Annotated in this window: 21 protein-coding genes; 10 read left to right on the forward strand and 11 right to left on the reverse strand. The window is 68.7% G+C overall.

What is annotated here, in order from left to right:
- Positions 1–24: 24 nt before the first annotated feature.
- The 6 genes from ACIBL3_RS19100 to ACIBL3_RS19125 all read right to left on the reverse strand — a co-directional run bounded on the left by ACIBL3_RS19100 (position 25) and on the right by ACIBL3_RS19125 (position 4,633).
- Positions 25–1,128: a DNA glycosylase AlkZ-like family protein gene (locus ACIBL3_RS19100; RefSeq protein WP_396354731.1), complete on the reverse strand. Its 1,104-nt coding sequence runs from the start codon at positions 1,126–1,128 to the stop codon at positions 25–27.
- A gap of 28 nt (positions 1,129–1,156) precedes the next feature.
- Positions 1,157–1,738, reverse strand: coding sequence for a vitamin K epoxide reductase family protein (locus tag ACIBL3_RS19105; RefSeq protein ID WP_396354732.1), 582 nt, complete (start codon positions 1,736–1,738; stop codon positions 1,157–1,159).
- Complete coding sequence (locus tag ACIBL3_RS19110) at positions 1,722–2,378, reverse strand: DsbA family protein (protein ID WP_396354733.1); 657 nt, start codon at positions 2,376–2,378, stop codon at positions 1,722–1,724. Before ACIBL3_RS19110 ends, ACIBL3_RS19105 begins: the two co-directional genes overlap by 17 nt.
- Before the next feature lie 18 nt (positions 2,379–2,396).
- Positions 2,397–3,707, reverse strand: a complete 1,311-nt coding sequence (locus ACIBL3_RS19115; RefSeq protein WP_396354734.1) for a hypothetical protein — start codon at positions 3,705–3,707, stop codon at positions 2,397–2,399.
- Positions 3,704–4,147: a hypothetical protein gene (locus ACIBL3_RS19120; RefSeq protein WP_396354735.1), complete on the reverse strand. Its 444-nt coding sequence runs from the start codon at positions 4,145–4,147 to the stop codon at positions 3,704–3,706. Before ACIBL3_RS19120 ends, ACIBL3_RS19115 begins: the two co-directional genes overlap by 4 nt.
- A 72-nt stretch (positions 4,148–4,219) precedes the next feature.
- Complete coding sequence (locus ACIBL3_RS19125; protein WP_396354736.1) at positions 4,220–4,633, reverse strand: hypothetical protein; 414 nt, start codon at positions 4,631–4,633, stop codon at positions 4,220–4,222.
- Positions 4,634–4,687: 54 nt separating this feature from the next.
- Here ACIBL3_RS19125 and ACIBL3_RS19130 point away from each other — a divergent pair, with 54 nt between their 5' ends.
- Complete coding sequence (locus tag ACIBL3_RS19130) at positions 4,688–5,989, forward strand: NTP transferase domain-containing protein (RefSeq protein WP_396354737.1); 1,302 nt, start codon at positions 4,688–4,690, stop codon at positions 5,987–5,989.
- A gap of 67 nt (positions 5,990–6,056) precedes the next feature.
- Entirely contained in the window at positions 6,057–6,890 is an 834-nt protein-coding gene (locus tag ACIBL3_RS19135; protein ID WP_396354738.1) for a hypothetical protein, read from the forward strand.
- 9 nt (positions 6,891–6,899) lie between these two features.
- On the opposite strand, the gene ACIBL3_RS19140 is transcribed toward ACIBL3_RS19135, so the two are convergent.
- The 5 genes from ACIBL3_RS19140 to ACIBL3_RS19160 form a co-directional block, all read right to left on the reverse strand.
- Complete coding sequence (locus ACIBL3_RS19140; RefSeq protein WP_396354739.1) at positions 6,900–9,272, reverse strand: glycoside hydrolase family 65 protein; 2,373 nt, start codon at positions 9,270–9,272, stop codon at positions 6,900–6,902.
- Positions 9,269–10,012 carry a beta-phosphoglucomutase family hydrolase gene (locus tag ACIBL3_RS19145; RefSeq protein ID WP_396354740.1) on the reverse strand — a complete coding sequence of 248 codons (744 nt, stop codon included), beginning with the start codon at positions 10,010–10,012 and terminating at the stop codon, positions 9,269–9,271. The genes ACIBL3_RS19140 and ACIBL3_RS19145 overlap by 4 nt, the downstream gene beginning before the upstream one ends.
- Positions 10,013–10,021: 9 nt before the next feature.
- Positions 10,022–10,990, reverse strand: coding sequence for an RNA polymerase subunit sigma-70 (locus tag ACIBL3_RS19150; RefSeq protein WP_396354741.1), 969 nt, complete (start codon positions 10,988–10,990; stop codon positions 10,022–10,024).
- Positions 10,987–11,412, reverse strand: a complete 426-nt coding sequence (locus ACIBL3_RS19155; RefSeq protein WP_396354742.1) for a VOC family protein — start codon at positions 11,410–11,412, stop codon at positions 10,987–10,989. The genes ACIBL3_RS19150 and ACIBL3_RS19155 overlap by 4 nt, the downstream gene beginning before the upstream one ends.
- Positions 11,413–11,488: 76 nt before the next feature.
- Positions 11,489–12,514 carry an acetylxylan esterase gene (locus ACIBL3_RS19160; RefSeq protein WP_396354743.1) on the reverse strand — a complete coding sequence of 342 codons (1,026 nt, stop codon included), beginning with the start codon at positions 12,512–12,514 and terminating at the stop codon, positions 11,489–11,491.
- A 149-nt stretch (positions 12,515–12,663) separates the two neighbouring features.
- Here ACIBL3_RS19160 and ACIBL3_RS19165 point away from each other — a divergent pair, with 149 nt between their 5' ends.
- Genes ACIBL3_RS19165 through ACIBL3_RS19200 form a run of 8 tightly spaced genes read left to right on the forward strand, consistent with a single transcriptional unit; the run spans position 12,664 to position 23,126 of the window.
- Complete coding sequence (locus tag ACIBL3_RS19165) at positions 12,664–13,251, forward strand: PadR family transcriptional regulator (protein ID WP_396354744.1); 588 nt, start codon at positions 12,664–12,666, stop codon at positions 13,249–13,251.
- Positions 13,252–13,290: 39 nt separating this feature from the next.
- Positions 13,291–14,865 carry a sulfatase gene (locus ACIBL3_RS19170; protein ID WP_396354745.1) on the forward strand — a complete coding sequence of 525 codons (1,575 nt, stop codon included), beginning with the start codon at positions 13,291–13,293 and terminating at the stop codon, positions 14,863–14,865.
- Between the two features lie 10 nt (positions 14,866–14,875).
- Positions 14,876–16,393: an ABC transporter substrate-binding protein gene (locus tag ACIBL3_RS19175; protein ID WP_396354746.1), complete on the forward strand. Its 1,518-nt coding sequence runs from the start codon at positions 14,876–14,878 to the stop codon at positions 16,391–16,393.
- Between the two features lie 4 nt (positions 16,394–16,397).
- Positions 16,398–17,339 (forward strand): ABC transporter permease, encoded by a 942-nt coding sequence (locus ACIBL3_RS19180; RefSeq protein ID WP_396354747.1) that lies wholly within the window; start codon positions 16,398–16,400, stop codon positions 17,337–17,339.
- Positions 17,336–19,033 (forward strand): ATP-binding cassette domain-containing protein, encoded by a 1,698-nt coding sequence (locus ACIBL3_RS19185; RefSeq protein WP_396354748.1) that lies wholly within the window; start codon positions 17,336–17,338, stop codon positions 19,031–19,033. The genes ACIBL3_RS19180 and ACIBL3_RS19185 overlap by 4 nt, the downstream gene beginning before the upstream one ends.
- Positions 19,026–19,856: an ATP-binding cassette domain-containing protein gene (locus tag ACIBL3_RS19190; protein WP_396354749.1), complete on the forward strand. Its 831-nt coding sequence runs from the start codon at positions 19,026–19,028 to the stop codon at positions 19,854–19,856. Before ACIBL3_RS19185 ends, ACIBL3_RS19190 begins: the two co-directional genes overlap by 8 nt.
- The gene (locus tag ACIBL3_RS19195; protein ID WP_396354750.1) at positions 19,853–21,613 is read left to right on the forward strand and encodes a sulfatase; all 1,761 of its coding nucleotides are present in this window, start codon (positions 19,853–19,855) and stop codon (positions 21,611–21,613) included. Before ACIBL3_RS19190 ends, ACIBL3_RS19195 begins: the two co-directional genes overlap by 4 nt.
- 4 nt (positions 21,614–21,617) lie before the next feature.
- The gene (locus tag ACIBL3_RS19200; protein WP_396354751.1) at positions 21,618–23,126 is read left to right on the forward strand and encodes a sulfatase; all 1,509 of its coding nucleotides are present in this window, start codon (positions 21,618–21,620) and stop codon (positions 23,124–23,126) included.
- Positions 23,127–23,158: the final 32 nt, after the last annotated feature.

Genomic DNA, 23,158 nt, shown 5'->3' on the forward strand with positions numbered 1-23,158 from the left:
TCCCCACCCACCTCCATTAGACCGCTACTTGGCCCGGATGAGGTCCAACTGCAACCAGTTCGCCAGGTCTTTCAGCTCGCGCTGGACCGCGGCGGTGAGGGTCTTGGTGAACGGCTGGTCCTCGTGGACCGCGTCGACGCGGAGCACGCCGGCCTTGCGGTCGGAGGTGGCGTCGACCTTGCCGACCAGGCGGTCGCCGTGCAGGATCGGCAGCGCGAAGTAGCCCCAGCGGCGCTGGGCAGCCGGCTTGTACATCTCCAGCTGGTAGTCGAACTCGAACAACTCGGCGAGCCGCTTCCGCTCGTAGACCAACCGGTCCAGCGGCGACAACAGCGCCGTACGCCCCGAGAACGGCTGGCCAAGCAGGGTCGGCTCGACCCGCCACTTGCCGCGGACACCCTCGACCACTGCCTCCTCCCCGGCCGGACCGACGTCGAGCGGTTCACCCGGGCAGGCCGGACCCTTGGCACGCGCGATGCCGAGCGACCGCAACCGCTGCTTGTCCCGGATCCGCTTCGCCTCCTCGACCGGTACGGCGGGCTCGTCCGGATAGACCCGCGACGCCAGGTCCCACAGGCGGTCCCGCCCGTCGCGACCGGCGACCGCCACCTCGCCGCGCTGCAGCATGAACTCGAGCAGCTGGGACACGTTGCGGTTGTTGGTCCAGCCGGACGACTTCCACGGCTTCACGCAGGTGTCCGGCAGGTCACGCATGATCAGCGGCCCGTCCTGCCGAAGCCGCTCGAGGATGTCGAGCCGGCACCCCTCGTTGGCCCGCACCCAGTCCCGGCGGTACTCCTGCCAGTCGAGCAGCGGCCCGCTCCCCGGCCACTCGTCCATCTCGGCCCGGAACAGCGCCAGGCTCTCGCTCGGCCGCACGAACCCGCGCAGCTCCACCAGGGCCTGCGTCTCCAATGCCTCGACCAGCTCACTCGGCGAGTACGACGACCCGAGCCGACTCCAGGCGACCAGATCAGCGTTCGGCGCGACCGCGGCCGTCTGGTCGTACTGCACAACCGTCAGGCGGCGGACCACGTCGAACAGGTCTTCAGGCCGCTCACTCGTGAGCACCTGCGCCCGTACGGCGATCCGCCGCGCATCCTGCCGGGAAAGCTCGTGCACCGTCACAGCCCGAGGCTAGAACACCGCACCGACATCACAGCAAGGTTCGCCAGTACGGCCAGAACTGCTCGGCGATCAGGCTCAGCACCAAGACCACCCACAACGTCAGTACGACGCCGTGGAAGCCGAACCGCCGTCGCAGGTTGTGCAGCGTGACGTACCAGAAGATCGGGATCGTCACCGCCCACACCACCATGCAGTACGGGCACAGCGCCCCGATCCGGTACAGGCTCTGGAAGATCAGCCAGTGCACGAAGCCGGCCCCAAAGGTCACCCCGACCTGCAACCCCAGCCAGAACCACCGGCGGAAGGACGCCCCGGCCAGCAGTGCCGCGCCGATCGTCGCGACCACGGCGAACCCGGCGATGCCGAGCAGCGGATTCGGGAAGCCGAACGCCTCCGCCTGCGGTTTGGTCATCACCGAGCCGCAGGACAGCACCGGGTTGATGCTGCACGACGGCACGTACGCCGGGTCGCGCAGGATCGCGATCTTCTCGACTGTCAGCACCGCCGACGCGGCCAGCCCGATCAGCCCGCCGAGCAGCAGCAACCACGGCAGCAGCCTAGGGAACGGCTCCTGCCGATCCCTCGGCACGCTGCTAGCCGAGCTCGGCATCGATGCTCTTGACGAGGTCGTCGTACGACTCCGGCTCGAGCTTCTTGCCGTTCAGGAAGAACGTCGGCGTGCCTCGCACCCCGAGCGCCTCACCGTCGGCGACGTCCTTCTTGATCCGCTCCAGCGTGGCCGGGTCGGCATAGGCCTGGTCGTACGCCGCCAGGTCGAGACCGAGGTCCTTGGCGAAACCCCGGAACCGGTCGTCGGCCGGGACCCGCTGCTCACCCCACTCGGCCTGCGTCTCGTACATCTTCTGGTACATCTGCTCGAACTTGCCCTGCTTCGAGGCCGCCTCGACCGCGCGGGCGGCCCGCTCGGCGTTGAAGTGCGACGGGATCGGGAAGTACCGGACCACGAACGTGACCCGGCCGGCGTAGTCCTTGCGCAACTGCTCGACCGCCGGGTACGCCGCGCGGCAGGACTCGCACTCGAAGTCGAGGAACTCGACGAACGTCACTTTGTTGTCGGCAGAAACGTTCAGCTTGTGGCTGTCCGGGCGGACCAGCCGTTCGTCGACGACAGCCGTGGTCGTGGCCGGGTTCTCGTCGTCGGAGCCGGCGGCGTTCGCCACCAGCAGGACGCCGATCACGAGCACGAACGCGGCTCCGACGGCGACCGAGATTCGGGTGTTGAGACTCATATCAGACCTCTTCGGACATCAAGCGGAGAACAGCAGAAGCACACCGCCGACGGTGTAGGCGACCATGACGACCAGCAGTGGAATCTGGCCCGCGAGCGCCTTGCCGCGGGCGAACAGCGCGACGGCGCGGTCGTGTGCGGACACGACGCCCAGCAGGTGACCGGCGACCACGGCGCCGACCTGGATGGTCGCGATCGCCGCGGGATAGTTGGTCAGGCCCGCGTTCACCCCGAGCAGGCCGGTGCCGAACACGTTCCAGCCGTTGCTGAGCGGGTCGCTGAGCAGGATCAGCGTGCGCTGACCTTCGAGCACCAGCAGCGTGAAGTAGTGCGCGACGACGTACCCGAGCACGATCGGCACCACCGAGTGCGCGAACATGCCCGGCAGCGCGGCCCGTGACGATATTCGCCCGGCCAGCACGGTTGCGGCCGAGTACGTCACCAGCACGAAGACGACGAAGCCGGCCAGGGCGAGCGTGCCAAGCAGTGTCTGCGAGTAGCCCGAGTTCTGTGCCCAGGCGATCCACAGAGTGCTGCGGGAGAAGCCGTCGTACGCCGTCGACCCGAGCAGGGCCGCGACCAGGCCGACGAGCCCAGGTCGGGGTGTCAGGCTGTCCAGGTTCTCGAGTGGGCGCCGTACGACGATCGCTCCGTCGGTACGGCGGCCCCACGGCGAGAGCTTGGCCATCAACGTCGCGTAGGCCTCGAACGGGTCCGCGGAGGCGAACCACCGGTCCCCGAACAGCACCGCGCCGAACAGGACGTACACGACGTACAGGGCAAGCCAGGTCTGCAGCACGAGGAGGGTCGCCCGGTCCGGCGCGACCAGCTCCAGCCAGGCGAAGGCGAAGATCCCGACCGCGGCGGGCCACAATCCGACGCGGGGCGACAACTCCAGCAGGCCCTGGCGAGGGTTGTGTCGTAGCAGGCGGCAGACCAGCAGGTGCAGGGTGCGCAGTGGGTTCAGCGTCCGCCACACCGGTCCCAGCAGCAGTGACACCGGGACCAGGCCGACCCAGACCAGGATGTAGACGAACCCGAAGATCGGGTTGGTCAGCCGGTCCGCCCCGGCCAGCAACGCCACCCCGGCGTAGAGGAACGCAGCCAGCCCGAACAGCCGGACCGCCCACCGCAACCACGGCGAGTCCAGGGCACCGGCCAGCGACGGCGGCAACGCCGTACCGGACCTGGCACCGCGGTAGCGCGGCGTGCGCCAGGCGACGGCCAGGATCACGAACGACAACGTGATCGCAACCGCCGCACCAGTCACGGCGAACCCCAACGGCACCGGCAGGTCCTGCCGACCCCCGATCCCGTGCAGAGCGATCATGAGACTTGCAGTTTGAAGACGAGTTTGCCGGTTTCGTGGGTCTCCACCTCGAAGATGCCCTTGGTGGAGGTGGCGAACTCGACCGACCCCGGCTTGCCCGGCTTCAGGTCCAGGGTCTTGTCGTATCCGTGCACGTGCAGTGAGTCGGCGACATCACTGACCGCGTTGATCCGGACCGTCTGCCCGGGCTTCGCCTTCACCACTGCCGACCCGGTCGAGACCTTGCCACCGGCGATCGACACGTCGACGGTGACGTCCGCCGTACTGGCCGGAGTCTTCGTCGGTACGGCGCTGGGCGTGGCAGTCGGCGTGGTTGGTGCAGAAGGTGTGGGGGTGGGCGTGGGGGTCGACGAGGCGGCCGGGGTCTCGGCGTTCCCGCAGCTGGTCAGGGCAAGAGCAAACAGGCAGGCGGCAGCGAAGCCGCGAAATGAGAGCCGCACGGCGGCGTCCTTTCGGGAGAAAGAGGGCATGCGTGAAGAGCTCACGCACGTGAGGACGGCGTCAGGCGGAGATCACGTTCGGAGGATGCAGAGCCTGGTCAGATCAGGCGCTGTCGAGGCCACGCGGCGGCGTGGTGGTGCCGGCGAGGCGGTGGCGAGGCGGGGCACCTCGGCGAAGCGTTCGCGGCGGAGGAACAGGCCGACGGCGAGCAGCAGCAGGAAGGATCCGGCCGCGAAGGTCAGGCACGGCAGCCCGTGCTTGTGGTTCACGGGGTCGACGGCCAGCGTGTCCGGCGCGTCCATGGCGACCTGTTCGAGCCGCTCCATCACGCCGTGCGGATCCAGCGGCAGGACGGTCGCCACCGAAGCCACCGCGACCTCGGCGGGCGGTTCCGGCGACAGGTCGCTCAGCCCGTGCAGCGCGAACACGCCAAGGAGCGCTCCCAGCAGCACCAGGGAGCGCAGCAACTGTCGCGCCATGTTCATCACCGGACAGGGTAGCGGCTGAGGCATCCTGGTGAGGGCGAGGGGAGGTTCGCTGTGGGCAGGGACAACGTGGTGCGGGTGGCCTTGGTGCTCGCGGCCGGTCGCGGTCTGCGGATGCGGTCGGACCAGCCGAAGGCGCTGCGCCGCGTCGGCGGCACCAGTCTGCTCGAGCGCTCGGTCCGGGTCCTGCGCCGGGCCGGCATCGAGCGCGTGGTGGTCGTCCTCGGCTACCGCGCCGACGACGTCATCGCCGCGATCAAGGTCCGTGATCTGCCGGTCGAGGTGGTGGTCAACCACGACTGGGAGAGCGGTACGGCGTCCTCGGTGCTGACCGGTCTCAGCGTGATCGGCGACCGGCGCTGCCTGGTCGTGCTGGGCGACCACGTGTTCGAGGCGGACGACGTACGGCGGCTGATCCAGACGCCGACCGGGAACGTCGTGGCGGTGGACAGATCAGGTCAGCCGGCCGTCGCCCGGAGCAGCACGCCCCCGAACCGGGTCCGGCTCCTGGAAGACGGGTCCGTCGCCGGCCTCGGCCCGGACCTCGACGAGTACGACGCGGTGGACGCGGGCATGGCCGTGGTCGACGTACAGGACCTGCTGCTGGTGAACTACCGGCGACGGGAGTCGTGGCTGGAGCTCCAGCAGCAACTGCTCGCGCACGGTTGCGAGCTGCAGTCGCGGGAGGTGCAGGGTCTGTGGGCCGACGTGGACACACCGGAATCAGTTCGAGCGCTTGAACGATCCATGTGGCGCCGCTACGGTCCCAAACCCACCGACGGGGTGGTCGCCCGAGTGCTCAACCGGCGGATCTCCGGACCGCTGACCCGGTTGCTGCTACGCACTCGACTCGCGCCCGATGTGGCGACCGCGGTCGCCTTTGCGGTCACGATCGCGGCCGCGGGCCTGGTGGCGACCGGTGACTCGTTGCTGATGATCATCGGTGGGCTGGGCATCGTCCTCGGGTCCGCACTCGACGGAGTGGACGGTGAGCTGGCGCGGATTGGCGCCAAGGCTTCCCGTCGTGGTGCGGCGTTGGACACGCTGCTGGACCGGTACGCCGACTTGGCCGTCGTACTAGCGCTTGTTTTGGCGACCGGTGCCACGTTGACCGCGTGGGTGTGGGGATTCGCTGCTGCTGTTGGGTGTCTGCTGATCTCATACGTGCATGCGGTCGGCCGCGACACCGACGTACGGCTGCTGTTCCGGCGGGAGTTCCGGCTGCTGATCTTCGCGGTGGCAGCGATCGCGGGCTTTCCGCTGTGGGGACTGATAGCGGTCGCGATCGCGGCGAACGCCGATGCGGTCCGCGGCGTCGTACTGCTGCTGCGTGCTTTGCGTAACACGTCGTTGTAGCCGACGATGGAGCAAAGGGGGAACCTGTGGGGCGTGGGTTCCGCATGGGCTGCCGGGGGCGGTGTCGATGGTTCGGGCATTGGGGTTCGTTGCTGCACTGATCATGGTCCTCGCTGTCGCCGGTTGCGGGCAGGAGGAAGAGCCGACTAGCGCGGAGCCACTGCCGATCGCGGTGCCGACGTTCAGCACGCTGAAGCCCGCGGTGGACTGTGCTGGGTCCGACCTCAAGCTTCCGGCGGTGGCGGGTGACGAGGGGGTGCTGCTGGAGGCCAGCACGGATGACAGCGGCACGTCGCTGCTGCTCAAGAACACCGGAAACCTGTCGGTGCTGGTGGTGCCGGACGCGGACTGGTCCACGCGGGTCACCTCCGCGCCGACGGCCAACCCGACCGACGCGGCCTCGAAGGCGGCGCTGATCGCGGTGACCCGGGCCGGCGGGCTGCAGTCGGTGCACGAACTGCCGGTGGGGATTCCGCTGAGCCAGGTCTTCATCGTGCCGCCGCAGTGGGCGGTCTGTGGGCTGACCGACGACGCCGGCAAGGTCGCGGGCCTGCGCTTCCTGCGCGAGAAGTCCACCAGTGCGGAGTACTTCCTGGTGAAGGCGCTCGCCGACCAGGCCTACGCCGGCTCCAAACCGTCAGCGCAGAAGCTCAACCGGACCCTGCTGACTTGTGCCCGCGGCACGCAGCAATTGCTGAAGGAACACCCCGACCTGCCCGACATCGAGCTCTACGCCCAGGTCCTGGACCGCGAGTCGGACTGCCGGACGAGCTTCAAGTCAGTGCTGTCGCTCAACGAACGCACCACCCAGCAAACCGTCACCCGCCTCCTCAACCTCCTCGAACGCTCCCCCCGACTTCTGGAGAACACCACCCTCCACCAAGCCTTCGCCCACGGCTGAGGGCGGGTTTCAGGTGCCCTGGTTGTTCTGGGCCAGGGCTGAGCGCGGTTCGCGGCCTGGTGGCTGCGTGGGGCGGGGTAGGAGTGGGGTTCGCTTGTTGAGGGGGCGGGTGGCCGGTTCGTCGGGCGTGACCGTGACCGATTTGCCCGCGTGCAGGAAGGTGACGGCGCAGTTGGCGCCGTCGTGGACCGTGTAGGTCACGTCGACGCCGTTGATGTCGACCTTCAGCCGCGCCCCGCGCCAGCGGATCGAGAACACCAGCTTCGACATGCCCTGGGGCAACGCCGGATCGAAGCACAGGCAGCCGTCGCGTTCGCGCAAGCCACCGAAACCGGCCACCAACGCCGTCCATGCCCCGGCCAATGACGCCATGTGCAGCCCGTCGCCGGTGTTGTGGTGCAGGTTCCGCATGTCGATCAGCGCAGCCTCGTACGCGTAGTCGTAGGCGAGGTCCAAGTGGCCCACCTCGGCCGCCATCACCGCCTGTACGCACGCCGACAACGACGAGTCGCGCACGGTCAGGCGTTCGTAGTAGTCGAAGTTGCGCGCCTTCTGCTCCGGGGTGAAGGAGTCACCACACCAGTACGTCGCGAGCATCAGATCCGCCTGCTTCACCACCTGCTTGCGGTACAGCTGGAAGTACGGCGCATGCATCATCAACGGGTACTTGTCCTGGTACGCCTCGAAGTCCCACTCGGCGTACCCGGTGAACCCGTCGGACTGCGGGTGCACGCCGAGCTCCTCGTCGTACGGGATGTGCACCGCGGCCGCCGCGTCCCGCCAGCTGGCTTCCTCCTCGCTGTCCACACCGAGCTCGCGTGCCTTGGCCGGATGCCGTACGGCGATCTCCGCGGCCGCCCGCAGGTTCCGGCAGGCCATCAGGTTGGTGAAGACGTTGTCGTCGGCAACAGCGCTGTACTCGTCCGGGCCGGTCACCCCGGGAAGGTGCCAGCGGCCGTGCCGGTCGTGGTGGCCGAGCGACATCCACAGCCGGGCGGTCTCCACCAGCAACTCGAGCCCGACCTCCTCGAGGAACTCCTCGTCCGCGGTCGCGTGGTGGTACCGCATCACCGCCTCGGCGATGTCCGCGTTGATGTGGAAGGCGGCCGTACCGGCCGGCCAGTAGCCCGAGCACTCCTGGCCCCGGATCGTCCGCCACGGGAAGGCAGCACCACGCAGTCCCAGAACGGCGGCCCGCTCGCGCGCCAGCTCGAGTGTCGAGTGCCGCCATCGGAGCGCGTCGGCGGCCGCATCGGGCATCGTGTAGTTCAGGACCGGTAGCACGAAGCCCTCGGTGTCCCAGAACGTGTGGCCGTCGTACCCCGCGCCGGTCAGGCCCTTCGACGGGATCGCCCGCCGCTCGGCCCGGGCACCGGCCTGCAGCACGTGGAACAGCGCGAACCGGACCGCCTGCTGGAGCTCGGGATGCCCGTGCACCTCGACGTCGGCGCCGTCCCAGAAGTCGTCCAGGAACTCGGCCTGCTGCGCCGTCAGCCCGTCCCAGCCGGAGAACCGCGCACTGGCCAGCGCGGCCGCGACCTGGTCCCGGATCGCCGTCTCGGTCCGCAGGCTCGACCAGCCGTAGGCCAGGTACTTGACCACGCGCAGGGTCTCGCCCGGTTGCAGTTGGCAGATGACCGTCGATCGCGCCCAGTTCTCCCGGACGTCGAGGTCCATCGCGTACCGCACCGAGGTGTCGACCTCGTGCGCCATCGCAGCGGCCATCAGCTGCCGGCTGCGGGTGGTCCGGTGGATCAGGACGACGCCGTTCTCGCCGCCGTCGTGGCTGACCGGCTTGAGCGGGTTGTCGAGCACCGCGGCGACGCGCGGGTCGTCGGACAGCTTCGGCTGCGTCTCGTTCGCGACCAGCTCGGACTGGATCACGAACCGGGCCGGCTGGTCGATCGGCTCGACGACGTACTCGATCGCGGCCACCGCTCGCTGGGTGAGCGAGACCATCCGGCGGCTGCGGACGTGGATCCGCTTGCCGCCCGGCGAGGTCCAGTCGACGTCGCGTTCCAGGATGCCGGTGCGGAAGTCGAGCGAGCGCTCGTGGTGGCTCAGGTAGCCGTAGCGCAGGTCGAACGGCGAGTCGTCCACCATCAGCCGGATCAGCTTGCCGTTGGTGACGTCGACCAGCGTCTGCCCGGACTCGGGGTAGCCGTAGCCGGCCTCGGCGTACGGCAGCGGGCGCTGCTCGTAGAAGGAGTTCAGGTAGGTGCCCGGGATCGCGTACGGCTCGCCCTCGTCGAGGTTGCCGCGCAGCCCGATGTGGCCGTTCGACAACGCGAACAGCGACTCGGACTGTGCCAGCTTGTCCAGCTGCAGCCGGGTCTCGCGCAACCGCCACGGCTCGATCGGGTGGTGCCCGCGGTCGATCATCGACCCTCCAGAAGTTCCGCCAGATCCCGGACCACGACGTCCGCGCCGTGTGCCTTGAGTTCTTCCGCCTGCCCTACCCGGTCGACGCCGACCACGAGCCCGAAGGTACCCGCCCGGCCCGCGGCCACACCGGCCAGGGCGTCCTCGAACACCGCTGCCTCGCTGGGCTCGAGCCCGAACAGGCGAGCCGCCCTCAGAAAGGTGTCGGGCGCCGGCTTCCCGCGCAGTCCTTCGGACCGGATCGTCACCCCGTCCACCACTTCCTCGACGTACGGCGCGAGCCCGGTGACGTCGAGCACTTCCCGGGTGTTTGCGCTCGAGGACACCACGGCCCGCCGCAGACCGGCCTTCTCGGCCTCCTGCAGGTACCGCCGGGAGCCCTCGAACACCTCGACGCCCTCGGTCCGGATCCGCCGCTGGACCGCCACGTTCTTCCGGTTGCCGAGGCCGTTGACCGTCAGCGCGTCCGGCGGGTCGTCCGGGGCGCCGACCGGCAACGTGATCCCGCGGGCGGTCAGGAAGTCCCGGACGCCGTCGACTCGTGGCTTGCCGTCGACGTGCTCGTCGTACTCGGCCCGGGCGTCGAACGGCCGGAACGGGGTGCCGTGCTGCGCGGAGTACGTCCGGAGGAACTCGTCGAACATCTCCTTCCAGGCGGCGGCGTGCACGGCGGCGGTATTCGTCAGCACACCATCCAGATCGAACAAGCAGGCCCTGATCCCCGTAGGCAGTCCCAACATGCATCCAGACTAGTCAGACAGCCGGTCCGGAAGCCCGAAGGCCGGGAACCGCGAGTAGCCGAAAGTCGTGATCTCCACGATCTCGCCGGCGCTGACCCGCAGTACGTCGAGCTTGAACGCGCGGAACATCGTGTCGCCCGGGCGGCGCAGGTAGGTCGCGGCGGCGGGCAGCCGGTTGGCCGACGTCGGCACCAGTCGCCACTCGCCGACCCGGTCCGGACCGAACGCCCGCTGCAGCAGCGGGCGCAGTCCGTCGAGCCCCGCGAACGAGAGCTGGTCCGGCGGCATGGAGATCCGGATGTCCTCGGCCGCGATCGCGATCGCCGCGGCTGCGTCGCACCGCTGGTGTGCGTCGATGAACCGCTCCAGCACCGCGCGCTCCTCGGCGGTCGGCTGCGGCGCACTCCAGTCGGTACGGCGGGCCGGCAACCGTTGCTGCATCGTCGTACGAGCACGCTGCAACGCACTGTTCGCCGCCGCCACGCTGGTCTCGAGCAACTCGGCTGTGTCGTTGGCGGACCAGCCGAGCACGTCTCGTGCGATCAGAGCGGCCCGCTGCCGCGCGGGCAACGACTGCAGCGCGACCAGGAACGCGAGCTCGATCGTCTCGCGATCCACGACCACCGCATCGGGCTGGTCGTCGGGCGGGGCGATCTCGTCCAGCAGTTGGTCCGGGTACGGCTGCAGCCACACCATCTCCCCCGGTGTCGCGGCCTGTCGCCGGGCGTGTCGGCGGGCCACGTCCAGGCAGACGTTGGTGGCGATCCGGTAGAGCCACGCGCGGAAGTACGTCCGGCCGTCGTACCCGTCCCGGCCGCGCCAGGCCCGCAGCAACGTCTCCTGTACGGCGTCCTCCGCATCGTCGAAGGACGCCAGCATCCTGTAGCAGTGCACATGCAGCTCACGCCGGTACAGCCCAGCCAACTCGGCGAACGCGGCCTCATCACCCCCGAACGCCGCCTCTTCGAGTGTTTTCACAGCCGGGCCGGGTTGGTGTGGCGGACCTCTTGGATGATCCAGCCGTTGCCGTCCGGGTCCTGGAAGGTCGCGAAGGTGTTGTAGTCCGTGCGGCCCGGGTCCAGCCCGGGCTGCTGGCCCTTGGGGCCGAAGTGGAACGGCTCGCTCACCTCCACACCCCGCTCGACCAGCTCGGCCCGGGCGGCCTCGATGTCGGTGACCACCAAGTGCAGCGCCTGGTAGGTCCCCGGCGTCGCTTTGGTCACGCCCGTGCCGATCGTGATCGAGCAGGCCGAGCCCGGAGGCGTCAGCTGCACCACCCGGAACGAGTCGCCGGCGCTGTGGTCGACGTCCTCGCCGAACCCGAGCTGCTCGGTGTAGAACTTCTTCGCCCGGTCCACGTCCGACACCGGCACGACGACGAGTTCGAGTTTCCAGTCCATTGCGACCTCCCGCGATCGGGTCGGTCACAGTCTGACCGACGCTGTTGTCAGGTGAAACGACAGCGCCGGCCAGAACTCATCGGTCCAGCGATGAGTTTTTCTGGAAGATGTTCGCGAACCAGTCGAGCTGGGCGTCCTGCTGGTAGGTCTGGCCGCCCTCGTGCTCGTTGTGGGAGTAGACCTTGATGTCCTTGGCCGGCTCGCCACCCGACGCGGTGCCGTAGGCGTTGTAGGCCGCGAACACCGTCGACGGCGGGCAGACCGCGTCCATCAGCGCCACCGAGAACAGCGTCGGCGCCGTGGCCAGCCGGCCGAGGTTGACGCCGTCGAAGTAGCTCAGCGTCCGGTAGGCCGTCTCCACCTGGTCCCGGAAGCCCTTCAGGTACCGGGTGATCTCGGCGTACGGGTCCTTGTCGGTGATCTGCAGCGCCCGCTCGAAGTGACACAGGAACGGTACGTCGGGCGCGCAGCCGAGCAACTCGATCCCGGCCAGCCCCGCCAGCCCGGCGGCCGCGATCGAGATCCCACCACCCTGGCTGCCGCCGGTGACGATGATCCGGTCCGGGTCGACGAACTCCGACGCCCGGGCCGCCTCCAGCGCGCGGACCGCGTCGACGAAGACCCGCCGGTAGTAGTAGGTCTCCGGGTCGGCGATGCCCGCGGTCATGAACCCCGGGGTGTGGTTGAGACCGGCGTACGCGCTGTCGTCGGGGGTGGCGCCCGGGTTCCCGCCGCTGTAGCCCTGGCCGCGGGTGTCCATCACGAAGTGCGCGTACCCGGCCTGCGCCCACAGGTTCGTGGTGTGCGGGAAGCCGCGGCCACCGGAGTAGCCGAAGTACTGCACGACGGTCGGCAGCGGCCCGGACGCGCCGGCGGGCACGTGCAGCCAGCCCTTGATCGCAGTGCCGCCGAAGCCGGCGAACGTCACGTCGTAGGTGTCGATGACGCTGAGCTTGTTGTCGACGGCGGTGAAGGTGGCGGACAGGTCGTCGGTGCGCGCCTTCTCGATGGATCGGCGCCAGAAGTCGGCAAGGCCGGCCGGCGCGGCCACCTCGGGCCGGTACGCACGGAGCTTGTCGAGGGAAAGGTCGAACATGGCCATGAGCAATCAATCTAAGCCAAGCCCGTGGGCACGGTCCCGGAGGTGTCCGAACTCGGACAGGGACGCGAACTCTTGACGGGGTATTCCACTTGTGGTGTCCTCAATGGGCATTCCACTTGTGTCATACCAACAGCAGGAGAGGCGCGGCCATGAAGCTCGAGCACATCCTTCTCGGCGTCCTGCTGACGCGCCCCAGCACCGGCTACGACCTGAAGCGCTACATGGACACCCATGGCCGCTTCCAGCGCCCGAACACCACGATGAGCCAGGTCTACCGCGTGCTGGCCGCGATGGAGGACCGCGGCTGGGTCTGGCACACCGTCGAACCCCGGCCGGGCGCGCAGGACGCGAAGACCTACCGGGTCACCGACGAGGGCGTCACGGTCTTCCTGGACTGGCTCACCACGCCGTACACGCCGACCACCGTGCTGTCCCGGGACCCCGGGTTCTTCGGCCGGCTGGCGTTCAGCGGATTCCTTCAGATCGAGCAGGTGATCGAGCTGCTCGACCGCGAGATCAGCGCCCGGGAGCTGCAGATTCGGCGGTTCCGCGAGCGCGACCGCTCGCTGCCGCAGGAGCCGGAGATCCCGTTCGACGCCGAGCTGCACGCGCTGATCGCGGAGGCCACGCACCAGCGCGGTGCCCAGTCGATGGACTACCACGTCGCCTGGTGCATCGAGCTTCGCGACGAGCTCCGGCGCCGGCTGCCCAAGCAGCGCCTGCACGCCGTCGACTGACCCGACGGCACCCTCACACGCCCCTCATGGAGCACAGCCATGCCCAATTCCAGGCCGAACGTGCTGTGGATCAGCACGCACGACATCAACCCCCACCTCGGCTGCTACACCGGTGTCTGGCCCGGCGCCGGGCAGGCGACCACGCCGAACCTCGACGCGCTCGCCGCTGACGGGATCCGGTTCGACCGCGCGTTCGCGGCAGCGCCGGTGTGCGGTCCGTCGCGCAGCGCCATCGTCACCGGGTGCTTCCCACCGGCGATCGGCACGATGCACATGCGAACCCGCGCCACTCCCCCGGCCGACGTCCGCCTGCTCCCGCAGTACTTCCGCGCAGCCGGGTACTGGACCGGGAACAGCGCGTTCACCGACTTCCAGCTGGACGTGCCGGACCCGGTGTACGACGCGCTCGGCGACCACGCGCACTGGCGACTCCGCGAGGACCCGGATCAGCCGTTCTTCATGGCGTTCCACGGGCTGATCACGCACGAGTCGCAGCTCTACCTGACCGACGAGGAGTTCGCCCGCCGGACGCCGGACGCGACCCGGGTCGAGCAGGTCGACGTACCGCCGTACCACCCGGACACCGAGGTCTTCCGTACGGCGTGGAAGCGGTATCTGGAGCTTGTCAGCCAGATGGACCACTGGGTCGGCACGATCCTGCGGCAGCTGGACGAGGACGGTCTCGCGGACAACACCATCGTGGTGTTCTGGAGCGATCACGGACTCGGCATGCCACGCGGCAAACGCTGGGCGAGCGAGCTCGGGCTCCGCGAGCCGCTCATCGTCCGCTGGCCGGGTCGGGTCGCACGGGGCTCGGTGTACGACGATCCCGTCGCCCTGCTCGACCTTGCGCCGACCATGCTCTCGATGTGTGGGCTCGACGCACCCGGCCACCTGCACGGTGACGTGCTGCTCGGTCCGGACGGCGTACCGCGGAAGCGTCGGGACGACTACGTGGTGAGTGCGCGGGACCGGATGGGCGAGCAGGAGGACACGTCGCGCACGATCCGCGACCGGCGCTTCCGCTACACCCGTCACCTGCATCCGGACCGGTCGCCGATGGGCCACTGCGAGTACCCGGACCACTTGGCCACGTGGGCCGAGATGCGCCGGTTGCACGCGCAGGAAGCCCACCAGCAGTTGGCCTTCGGGCAGCCGCCGTCCGTGCTGACCGAGCTGCAGCGATCGATCGTTGCCGCGAGCAAGCCTGCCGAGGAGCTCTTCGACGTCGAGGCCGACCCGCACGAGGAGCACAACCTGATCGGCCGGCCCGAGTACGACGACGTACGCGAGCGACTGTCCGACGCGCTGGACGCCTGGCTGGCCAAGGTGGGCGACCTCGGGCAGCTCCCCGAACGAGAGCTCCTCGCCACGTGGCATCCCCGGCCGCACTGCACAGAACCGGTGATCGAGACGGCCGACGGCCTGGTCACCATCACCTGTCCGACCGACGGCGCGATCGTCGGCTGGACTACCGATCCTCCCAGCGCTGACAGTCGCCGCTGGCGGCTCTACACGAAACCGTTCACCCCAGCCGAACCGATCTGGGTGAAGGGCTGGCGCATCGGCTTCGGCGCCAGTGCCGACGTACCGATCCCCACTTCCACCCGCTAAGGAGCTCACCATGCTCATCCGCCGCTGCAGCGCGGTCCTCGCCGCTGCCGCACTCGTCACCGGGGTCGGTGCATGCTCCGGCGCCGGTGCCGGCGGCTCGTCCGCCGCCAAGACGTTGACCATCGCCAACGCCCTCGACAACAACTCGTTCGACCCGACGCAGCTCAACATCGGCAACCAGATGCAGTACTGGTCGCCGGTCTTCGACACCCTGCTCAAGCGCGACAAGGACAACAAGCTGCAGCCGTCACTGGCGACCTCCTGGAAGTACGACGCGGGCCGGACCACGCTGAACCTGAAGCTGAAGAGCGGCGTGAAGTTCACCGACGGCACGTCGTTCGACGCCACCGCGGTCAAGGCGAACATGGCGAACCTCGCCGCCGGCACCGGGCAGAACTCGTACATGACCCGGTCGATCGGCTCGTACCAGATCGTCAGCCCGACCGAGCTCAACCTGAAGCTCAAGACACCGGATCCCGGTCTGATCGACTACCTGGCCAGCGTCGGTGGGGTGATGGCCAGCCCCAAGTCGCTGAAGGCGTCGGCGGTTGCGACCACCCCGGTCGGCAGCGGCCCGTACGTACTGGACAAGGCCGGGACCGTTGCCGGCAGCACCTACACCTACACGCGGAACCCGGACTACTGGAACGCGGGCGCCTTCCCGTACGACAAGGTCGTCATCAAGCCGATGAACGACCTCACCGCCCGCCTGAACGCCCTGAAGGCCGGTCAGGCCAACGCGACCATCACCGACACCAACTCGCTCGCCGACGCCAAGCGCAGCGGCCTGACCGTCAACACCACACCGGTCAACTGGGTCGGTCTGCTGCTGATGGACCGCGACGGCAAGCTGGTCCCGGCGCTGAAGGACCTGCGCGTCCGCCAGGCGATCAACCTCGCGTTCGACCGGGAGGCGATCCTGAAGAACGTCTCACACGGCGAGGGCTCGCTCACCACCCAGATCTTCAACGCCGCCGGCGACGGCTACGACAAGTCCCTCGACGGGCAGTACTCGTACGACGTGCCGAAGGCCAAGCAGCTCCTGGCCGACGCCGGCTACGCAGGAGGCTTCACCATCACCATGCCGGAGTCGGCGGGATTCGCGCAGTACAACGCGATCATCGGGCAGCAGCTCGCCGCCGTCGGCATCACGGTGAAGTGGGTCAAGACCCCGGCCAACGCGATCATCCCGGCCATTCTGTCCGGCAAGTACCCGGTTGCGTTCATGACGCTCGGCAGCCAGTCGGCCTGGCAGGACATCCAGAAGGCGGTCACCCGGAAGTCGCCGTGGAACCCGCTGAAGGCCGGCGATCCGGAGCTGGACAAGTTGCTGGCCTCCGCGCAGACCGCGTCCGAGGCCGAGCTCCCGGCGGCGATGAAGGCGGTCAGCAAGTGGCTGGTGGACAACGCCTGGTTCGCGCCCTGGTACCGGGAGAACAGCGTCTACCTGACCGACGCCCGGACTGCCGTCGATCTGCAGGCGTACAACGTGGCGCCGCCGGTCAGCGCCTTCGCGCCGAAGGAGTGACGCGATGATCTCCTTCGCCGGACGCCGGCTGGTCAGTTGCGCCGTACTCGTCGCCATGATCGCGACCATCACCTTCCTGCTCGCGTTCTCGGCCACCGGGAACGTCGCCCGGAACCTGCTCGGCGAGAACGCCACCGCCGAGCAACTCGCGGCCAAGAACGCCGAGCTCGGGCTGGACAAGCCGCTGCTGGCCCAGTTCGGCACCTGGGCCGAACACGCAGCGCGCGGGGATTTGGGCATCTCGTGGTTCACCAACGAGCCGGTGGCCCAGGCGATCGCCAACCGGCTGCCGGTGACGTTGTCCATGGTCGTTCTCGCTGTGGCGCTGACCGCGTTGATCAGCGTGGGCCTGGGCGTCGCGGCCGCAGTCCGGGGCGGCTGGTTGGACCGGGTCATCCAGGTGCTCAGCGTGCTTGGTTTCGCGCTGCCGAACTTCTGGGTCGCCCTGGTCCTGGTCGTATTCCTCTCGGTCACCCTCGGCGTCCTGCCTGCGACCGGGTACGTGCGGCTCTCGGAGTCACCCGGCGGCTGGGCCTCGGCCCTCGTGCTGCCGGTGGCGTCCCTGGTGATCGGGAGCACCGCGTCCGCCGCGCAACAGGTCCGTGGCGCGGTGATCGACGTACTGCGCCAGGACTTCATCCGCACGCTGCGGGCCCGGGGTATCAGCCCGCGGTCGGTGCTGTTCCGGCATGCGCTGCGCAACGCCGCGACACCGGCGCTGACCGTGCTGTCCCTGCAGTTCATCGCCCTGCTGGGTGGAGCAGTGGTGATCGAGAAGGTGTTCGCGATCCCCGGTCTCGGCACGCTCACGATCAACGCTGCGCTGCAAGGCGACGTACCGGTGCTGATGGGTGTGGTCGTGACGCTGGTCGTCCTGGTCGTCGTCGTCAACCTGGTCATCGACATCGTCAGCGGCTGGGTCAACCCCAAGGTGCGTGTCCAATGACAGCTCGCAAAGTGCTCCGCAACCCGCTGGCCATCGCGGCGCTCGTGATCCTGACCGCCATCGTGGTGGCCAGTCTGCTGGCCCCGCTGATCGCTCCGAACAGCCCGTCGTCATTGCGCCTGGACAAGATCAACGCGGGTCCGGGTGGCGGCTACCTGCTGGGCGGTGACGGAGCCGGTCGTGACATCTTCAGCCGCCTGCTGCACGCCGGCCAGAACACTCTGGCCGGTGCGCTCATCGCGCTGTCGGTCGCCCTGGTGCTCGGCGTGGTGTCGGGCCTGCTCAGCGGCTACTACGGCGGATTCCTCGACGGCATCCTCGGCTGGGGCGCCAACCTGCTGATGGCGCTCCCGACGATGATCGTCCTGCTGGCGCTGTTCCAGGCGCTGGGATCATCGATCTACCTGTCCATGGTCACGTTCGGCGTGATGCTGTCCCCCGGCTTCTACCGGTTGGTCCGCAGCCAGGTGATGGCGGTCAAGCACGAGTTGTACGTCGACGCCGCCCGCGTCTCGGGATTGAGTGACCCGCGGATCATCGGCCGGCACATCCTGCTCGTCGTCCGGGCGCCGGTCGTCATCCAGGCGTCGGTCGTGGCCGGGATCGCGATCGTGGTCCAGTCCGGGCTGGAGTTCCTCGGCCTCGGCGACCCCGGGACGCCGACCTGGGGCGGCATGCTGCAGGACGCGTTCACGAACATCTACAACTCGCCGATCGCGATCTGGTGGCCCGGGGCAACTATCGCGCTGACGGTGGCGTCGCTGGTGCTGCTGGGCAACGCGATCCGCGACGTCATCCAGCGCACCGACCGGCCGCCCAAGGCGCCCCGCCGCTCGCTCGTCCCGTTGCCTGATCCTGCCGACACCGCCGGCGAACCTCTGCTGCGGATCACCAACCTGTCGGTCGGCTACCCGGGTGCCGACGGCTACCGCGAGGTCGTGCACGGCGTCGAGCTCGACGTACGGCGTGGTGAGGTGATGGGACTCGTGGGCGAATCCGGCTCCGGCAAGACGCAGACGGCGTTCGCGGTCCTCGGCCTGCTGGCGCCCGGTGGAACGCTGCTCGGAAGCAGCAGCATCCGGTTCGACGGGACGGAACTGTCGCGGCTCCCGGATGCCGGGCGACGGGCGCTGCGCGGCCGGCGGATCGGGTACATCCCGCAGGAGCCGATGTCGAACCTCGACCCGTGCTTCCGCGTCGGCGAGCAGTTGATCGAGCCGCTGCGCAAGGTGTCCGGGCTGTCGAAGGCGGCCGCCACCGCGGAGGCGCTGAACCTGCTGGAGCGCGTCGGCATCCCCGAGCCACGCCGTACCTTCGCCGCCTACCCGCACGAGATCTCCGGTGGCATGGCGCAGCGAGTGCTGATCGCCGGGGCTGTGTCCGGCAAGCCGGACCTGCTGATCGCCGACGAGCCGACCACCGCGCTCGACGTCACCGTCCAGGCCGAGGTCCTCGACCTGCTGCGGGACCTGCAGACCGAGTTCGGGATGGCGATGCTGCTCGTGACGCACAACTTCGGAGTGGTCTCGGACATCTGCGACCGGGTGGCCGTGATGCAGGACGGGCGGATCGTCGAGGTCGACGACGTCCGGCCGCTGTTCGCGAACCCCCACCACTCGTACACCAGGACGCTGCTGGACTCGACGCTCGAGGACAGCACGCCGCGGGCCAGGATCGAGGTGCACCATGCTTGAGGCGAAGGACGTCGTCGTCGAGTACGCCGGGCACGGCTGGCGGAAGAAGGGTTTCCGCGCGCTGCACGAGGTCTCGTTCGAGATCCGGCCGCACGAGACGCTCGGGCTGGTCGGTGAGTCCGGTTCCGGCAAGACCACGATCGGCCGCGCGATCCTCGGCCTGGTCGGGGTCAGCTCCGGCTCGATCCGGTTCGACGGGCGGGAGCTGGTCGGGATGCCGCGACGGGAGCGCCGCCGGCTGAGCGACGACATCCAGGTCGTGTTCCAGGATCCGTACAGCTCGCTCAACCCGTCGATGACGGTGGAGGACATCCTGGTCGAGCCGCTGGTGGCCCGCCGGTCGAGCGATCGCGCGACGGCCTCGGCGCGGGTCCGCACCCTGCTCGACCAGGTCGGTCTTCCGCAGGACGCCGTACACCGGCTGCCGCGCGAGTTCTCCGGTGGCCAGCGGCAACGAATCGCGATCGCCCGGGCGCTCGCCCTCGCACCGAAACTCATCGTCTGCGACGAGCCGGTGTCCGCGCTGGACCTGTCCACGCAGGCACGCGTGCTCGACCTGTTCATCTCGATCCAGGAGGAGACCGGCGTGGCCTACCTCTTCATCTCCCACGACCTCGCGGTCGTCCGCCACATCAGCCATCGGGTCGCGGTCCTCTACCGCGGCGACATCGTCGAGTACGGCGACGCCGTCGATGTCACCGACCGGCCCGAACACCCGTACACCAAACGCCTGCTGATGGCGGCACCCATCCCCGATCCGGACCGGCAAGCGGCCCGCCGCCAGGAACGCCGCGACCTGCTCGCGAACGAGGCGGTCGCATGAGGCGTGCGGTGATGGTGATGTATGACTCGCTCAACCGGCGGATGCTGCCGCCGTACGGCGCCGAGAGCGTGCACGCACCGAACTTCAGCCGGCTCGCGGAGCGCAGTGTCACCTACGACAACTGCTATGCGGGCAGCATGCCGTGCATGCCCGCGCGGCGGGAGCTGCACACTGGCCGGTACAACTTCCTGCACCGCTCGTGGGGACCGCTGGAGCCGTACGACGACTCGACACCGGAGCTCCTGCGACAGCATGGCGTCTACACCCACCTGGCGACGGATCATCAGCACTACTGGGAGGACGGCGGTGCGACGTACCACAACCGGTTCTCGACGTACGAGTTCTTCCGCGGGCAAGAGGGTGACCGGTGGAAGGGGCACGTTCGCGACCCCGAGCCGCCACCGACGCTGAACGGCAGCACCTTCCTCAGCCGGCAGGACTGGATCAACCGGCAGTACCTGGCCGACGAGTCCCAGCACAGCCAGACGCTGACGTTCGACGCCGGGATCGAGTTCATCCGGACGAACCTCGCCGAGGACCGGTGGTTCGTGCAGATCGAGACGTTCGACCCGCACGAGCCGTTCTTCAGCTATGACGAGTACCGGCGGTTGCAGGGCCTCGACACCGAAGCACCGGTGTTCGACTGGCCGTCGTACCGGCGGGTGATCGAGACGCCGGCCGAGGTCGAGCGGGCTCGTGGTGAGTACCTCGCGCTGCTCGCGATGTGCGACCGGTCGCTCGGGCGGGTGCTGGACGTGTTCGACGAGCACGCGCTGTGGGACGACACGATGCTGATCGTGTGCACCGACCACGGCTTCCTGCTCGGCGAACGCGGGTGGTGGGGCAAGAGCGTGCAACCGTGGTTCGACGAGACGATTCATACGCCGTTGTTCGTGTGGGATCCGGACGCGGGGGCGGCAGGAGTACGGCGGGATGCGCTGGTGCAGACGGTCGACCTCGGGCCGACGCTTCTCGACTACTTCGACGTCGAAAGATCGCCCGATATGCAAGGGCTGAGTCTCCGCGGTGACGTGGTCCGCGAGGCCGCGCTGTTCGGTGCGCACGGCGGGCATGTCAACGTGACCGACGGGCGGTACGTGTACATGCGTGCCTGCGCCGACCCGACGAACACGCCGCTCTACGACTACACGTTGATGCCCACCCACATGCGGGCGCGGTTCTCCCCTCAGGAGCTGCACCACGCATCGCTGGTGCCGGGCTTCAGCTTCACGAAGGGAGCGCCGGTACTGCGGATGCCGTCCCAGGCACTCGGGAATCCCTGGTGGCACGGGTCGCTGTTGTTCGACCTGGACCACGACCCGCAGCAACGGACTCCACTCGCGGACGATGACCTCGAACTGCGGATGGCCGGTCTGCTCGTCGACCAGATGCGTCGCAACGACGCGCCAGTGGAGCAGTTCGTCCGACTCGGGCTGCCGTCTGAGGGTCCGGTGCTGGCGGAGCATCTTCTGGTGAAGCGGCAATGGCAGCAGGCGCAGCGTGCTTTGCAGCCCGCCGTACTGCGCGATCAGTTGCCGGCGGATGCGCCGATCAGGACGCTGACCGTGCAGGACGTCCTGACCAACCACGGGGATGCCTTGCCGGCCGACGTACTCGCTGGTCTGCGCGGGATGGGTCGCTTCAACCCGTCGGCCACGCTGCTCGAAGCACTGGCCGGACACCCCGGGATCAGCCCCGAGCTGATGCTGAAGATCGACGCCGACCTTGCATCTTCGGCCGGAAACGCGATGGGGTGAGGTAATGCCGTCACCCAACATCGTCTTCGTCATGTCCGACGACCATGCCGCGCACGCGATCTCGGCGTACGGGAGCAAGGTGAACCGGACGCCGCAGCTGGATCGGCTCGGCGCTGAGGGGGTGCGGATGGATGCGACGTACTGCACGAACTCGATCTGCTCGCCGTCGCGGGCGTCGATCCTGACCGGCACCTACAGCCACGTGAACGGGGTCGCCTCGATCTTCACCGAGATCGACTACCGGGTCCCGACCTTCGCCGAGGTGCTGCACGATGCCGGTTACCAGACCGCGCTGTTCGGCAAGTGGCACCTCGGCGAGCGCCCCGAGTCGGCGCCGCGGCACTTCGACTCCTGGAAGGTGTTTCCGGGCCAGGGCGACTACGTCGACCCGTTGATGATCGGGCCGGACGGCGCCGAGACCGTGTCCGGGTATGCGACCGACATCGTCACCGACCAGAGCATCGACTGGATCCGGGACCGCGACCCGGACCGGCCGTTTCTGCTGCTCGTGCACCACAAGGCGCCGCACCGGCCGTGGGTGCCGGACGAGAAGCACAAGGAGCTGTACCCGATCGGCTCGATCCCGGAGCCGAGCACGCTGTTCGACGACCACAGCAGCCGGAGCCGGGCCGTGCGCGGCGTCCGGATGTCCGTCGCCGACGACCTCGGCGCGGACGAGCTCGGCGAGGAGCTGCCGGCCGAGCTGCGGGGTCCGGAGAACCGGGTCGAGCGGATGCGGTGGAAGTACCAGCGCTACCTGCGCGACTACCTGCAGTGCGTGCAGTCGATCGACGACAACGTCGGGCGGTTGCTCGACACCTTGGAGGCCGAGGGGCTGGCCGAGGACACCGTCGTCGTCTACACGTCGGACCAGGGGTTCTTCCTCGGCGACCACGGGTGGTTCGACAAACGACTGATGTTCGACGAGTCGTTGCAGATGCCGATGCTGATCCGCTGGCCGTCCGCGATCCCCGCGGGCAGTACCTGCGACGCCATGATCACCAACGTCGACTTCGCCGCCACCTTCCTCGACATGGCCGGCCTGGACGCCGCCGACGTACTCCCGACCTCACAGGGCCGCAGCTTCCTGCCGCTGCTGCGCGGTGACACGGTCGACGACTGGCCGGACGCCGTCTACTACCGCTACTGGGAACACGACGACCCGATCCACCACGCACCGGCGCACTACGGCGTACGCACGAAGGACTTCAAACTCATCCATTACTACGGCGCCGGCCTCGGCGTACCCGGCTCGTCGGACCGCCTGTTCGCGCCCGAATGGGAGCTCTACGACCTCCGCACCGACCCCGAAGAACTCACCAACGTCGCCGACAACCCGTCGTACGCCACCATCCGAGCCACCCTCACCACAAAACTCGCCAAACTCCAACACCATTACGCAGACGAGCCCTACGAAGGCATCTCAACCGCACGCCCTAAATGGTCCTGGGCCGACGAGAAATCCCTCCAAGCAGTAGCCGCCTACACAAAAACCCTCACATCAGACGCCTGAACCAACATTCGCGACGGCGACCACGCCGGCGG

The sequence above is a fragment of the Kribbella sp. NPDC050124 genome (assembly GCF_044460355.1).
In the GTDB taxonomy this organism is placed as follows: Bacteria; Actinomycetota; Actinomycetes; order Propionibacteriales; family Kribbellaceae; genus Kribbella.